The following is a 2,939-nucleotide window of genomic DNA, read 5'->3' on the forward strand; positions in this document are numbered from 1 at the left end:
CCTCTACTGGCGGCAGGTCCGCCAAGGAGTGCTATCGCAGGCGGCTTGACCGCCCGATCGACAGACTGGCCCATAGCCATTGACCTGCCCCCCCGGCGGTCCCTCGCTCATAACGAGAGTCTTGCGGTTGAATATTCCGGCACGCTCGCCTGCACAAGCGCGTCGGACGTTCGTGCAGGACGATAGCATCACGCCCGACGCGCTTGTGCAGGCGTTCGATTTCCCAACGACGAGTGGGGCCGAACATGGTTGTAGTCGTAGCGCCAGATGGCCAGCTTCCGACGGGCGTCAGCAAGGTGTCGAACAGTTCTTCGTTGAGCAGCTCATCGCGCAATGAGCCGTTGAAGTGTTGATTGCCACTGAGAAGTGACCCGGGATTTCCATTGAGAATTGACCCGGGTGGGTATGGTTTATGTGCTGCCGTTTCTCGGCAGGTTCAAGATGCGGGCTTCTCCTTTCTGGCTTTGGGCGCAGCGGTGCTGGCGCGGAAGCGGAAGCTGTCGTTTCCGGTCTCCAGGATGTGGCAGTGATGGGTTAGCCGATCGAGCAGCGCGGTGGTCATCTTGGCATCGCCGAACACGCCAGCCCATTCGCTGAAGCTCAGGTTGGTGGTGATCACGACGCTGGTGCGCTCGTACAGCTTGCTGAGAAGATGGAAGAGCATGGCACCGCCCGATGGGCTGAAGGGCAGGTAGCCCAGTTCATCGAGGATGAGCAGGTCGAGGCGTAGCAGGCGTTCTGTCAGCTGGCCGGACCGGTTCAAGGTCTTTTCCTGCTCAAGCGCGTTGACCAGATCGACCGTGGAGAAGAAGCGAACCTTCTTGCGGTGATGCTCGACCGCCTGGACGCCCAGAGCTGTGGCGATATGGCTTTTGCCGGTGCCGGGCCCGCCGATCAGCACGACGTTGTCGGCGTTTTCCATGAAGTCGCCCTGGTGAAGCTGGCGTACGAGGGCTTCGTTGATCTCGCTGGCGGCAAAATCGAAGCCCGCCAGATCCTTGTAGGCCGGGAAGCGAGCCGCCTTGATCTGATAGGCGATGGACCTGACCTCCCGCTCGGCCATCTCTGCCTTCAGGAGCCCAGACAGTATGGGCACGGCAGCGTCGAAGGCAGGTGCGCCTTGCTCGATCAGCTCTCCAGCGGCTTGCGCCATGCCGAACATCTTGAGGCTGCGCAGCATGACGACGATGGCCGCGCTGGCGGGATCATGACGCATGGCGGATCTCCCTCAGCCTGTCATAGCGTACGACATTGGCCTCGGGCTCCTGCGTCAGACGCAAGGCCTGAGGCGCATCGATCGGCGCTGCTGGAGGCGCCTTGCCATCGATAAGGCGATGCAACACGTTGAGAACGTGGGTCTTGGTGCCAACACCGGCTTCCAGAGCCAACTCGACCGCGCTCAACACAGCCCGCTCGTCATGATGCAGAACGAGAGACAGGATCTCGACCATCTCCCTGTCGCCGCCCGGGCGCTTGAGCAGATGGCCCTGTAACTGCCGGAAGGCTTCAGGCATCTCGAGGAAGGGGGCGCCATTACGCAAGGCGCCGGGTTTGCGCTGGATCACCGCCAGATAATGCCGCCAGTCATAGATTGTGCGTCCCGGCTTGTGATGGGAACGGTCGATAAGCCGGGGATGTTCGCACACGATCTGACCTTCGGCCGCTATGACCAGACGATCCGGGTAGACCCTCAGGCTGACGGGTCGGTTCGCGAAGGATGCAGGCACCGAATAGCGGTTGCGGTCGAAGGCAATGAGGCAGGTCGGCGACACGCGCTTGATCAGCTCGACAAAGCCATCGAAGGGCCGGCCCAGCGGCATCAGGCAGGCAACTTCCTCGGCGTGCGCATCGGCCACGGTGCCGGGCAGGACACCATGCTGGATCTCGCCCCATTGGGCGATGCATTGTTCTTCCAGCCAGGTGTTCAACTCAGCCAGATCGCGGAAGCTGGGCATCGGTTGCCACAACCGGCGTCGAGCGTCCTGGACGTTCTTCTCAACCTGCCCTTTCTCCCAACCAGAAGCCGGATTGCAGAAATCGGTCTCGAACAGATAGTGACTGGCCATGGCGGCGAACCTGGCGTTGACCTGCCGCGCCTTCCCCGTCCCGATCTTGTCGACAGCGGTGCGCATATTGTCGAAGATGCCACGCTGCGGCACGCCGCCCAACACCCGGAATGCCTGCGCCAGCGCGTCGAACAACATCTCATGGGTCTGGAGCAGATAGGCGCGCACGATGAAGGCGCGGCTATGCGCCAGCTTGGTATGGGCGACCTGCAGCTTGGTCACCTTGCCGTCCAGCACGGCATAGTCCTCGCTCCAGTCGAACTGGAAGGCCTCGCCAGGCTGGAAAACCAAAGGCACGAACGTCCCGCGCCCGCTGGTCTGTTGCTCATAATGAAGCTCGGTCCGCCATCGCCGCGCAAAGGCGGCCACCCGGTTATAGGAACCATCGTAACCCAGCTTCACCAGATCACCGTAGAGCTGCTTGGCGGTCCGCTTCTGCTTGCGGGATTTCTTGGATTCCACTCGCAACCAGGCCGTCAGTTTGTCCGCGAAGGGATCGAGTTTGCTGGGCCGTAACGGAACCTTGAAACTGGGCTCAACCGTATCGGAGCGCAGATACTTGCGGATGGTGTTGCGGGACAGGCCGGTCCGGCGCCTGATCTCCCGAATGGAGATCCCCTGCCGGAAATGCCACCGGCGGATCACACTGAGTAAGTCCATGTCGATCACTCCAAGACCCTCCGACTGGCAGCCGGAAGGGAGGAAAACATGGGTCAATTCTCAGTGGTAATTTATACGCGCCCCGGGTCACTTCTCAGTGGCAATCAACAGCCTGTGGAGCTTGATCGGCAAACTCGTCGATATCTTCCAGCCTCAGGAATGCGCCAACTACTTCAGATCGTGCGGCTATGAACCAGAATGATCGAAAACTGC

General features: G+C 60.9%; 2 protein-coding genes and 2 pseudogenes. 1 reads left to right on the forward strand and 3 read right to left on the reverse strand.

Annotated elements, in window-relative coordinates; genetic code table 11:
* Positions 1-107 precede the first annotated feature (107 nt).
* From MBENS4_RS27595 to istA, 3 genes and pseudogenes are all read right to left on the reverse strand, one after another.
* A pseudogene (locus tag MBENS4_RS27595) lies at positions 108-352 on the reverse strand (integrase core domain-containing protein); the annotation flags it as partial.
* Positions 353-436: 84 nt separating this feature from the next.
* On the reverse strand, positions 437-1,216 hold the full coding sequence (gene istB / locus MBENS4_RS11670; RefSeq protein ID WP_039390905.1) for an IS21-like element helper ATPase IstB: 780 nt from the start codon (positions 1,214-1,216) through the stop codon (positions 437-439).
* The gene (gene istA, locus MBENS4_RS11675; protein WP_052322367.1) at positions 1,206-2,726 is read right to left on the reverse strand and encodes an IS21 family transposase; all 1,521 of its coding nucleotides are present in this window, start codon (positions 2,724-2,726) and stop codon (positions 1,206-1,208) included. Before istA ends, istB begins: the two co-directional genes overlap by 11 nt.
* Before the next feature lie 103 nt (positions 2,727-2,829).
* Here istA and MBENS4_RS26130 point away from each other — a divergent pair.
* Positions 2,830-2,928 (forward strand): annotated as a pseudogene (locus MBENS4_RS26130) (IS630 family transposase); the annotation flags it as partial.
* Positions 2,929-2,939 lie beyond the last annotated feature (11 nt).

The organism is Novosphingobium sp. MBES04, assembly GCF_000813185.1.
GTDB classification, from domain to species: Bacteria; Pseudomonadota; Alphaproteobacteria; order Sphingomonadales; family Sphingomonadaceae; genus Novosphingobium; species Novosphingobium decolorationis.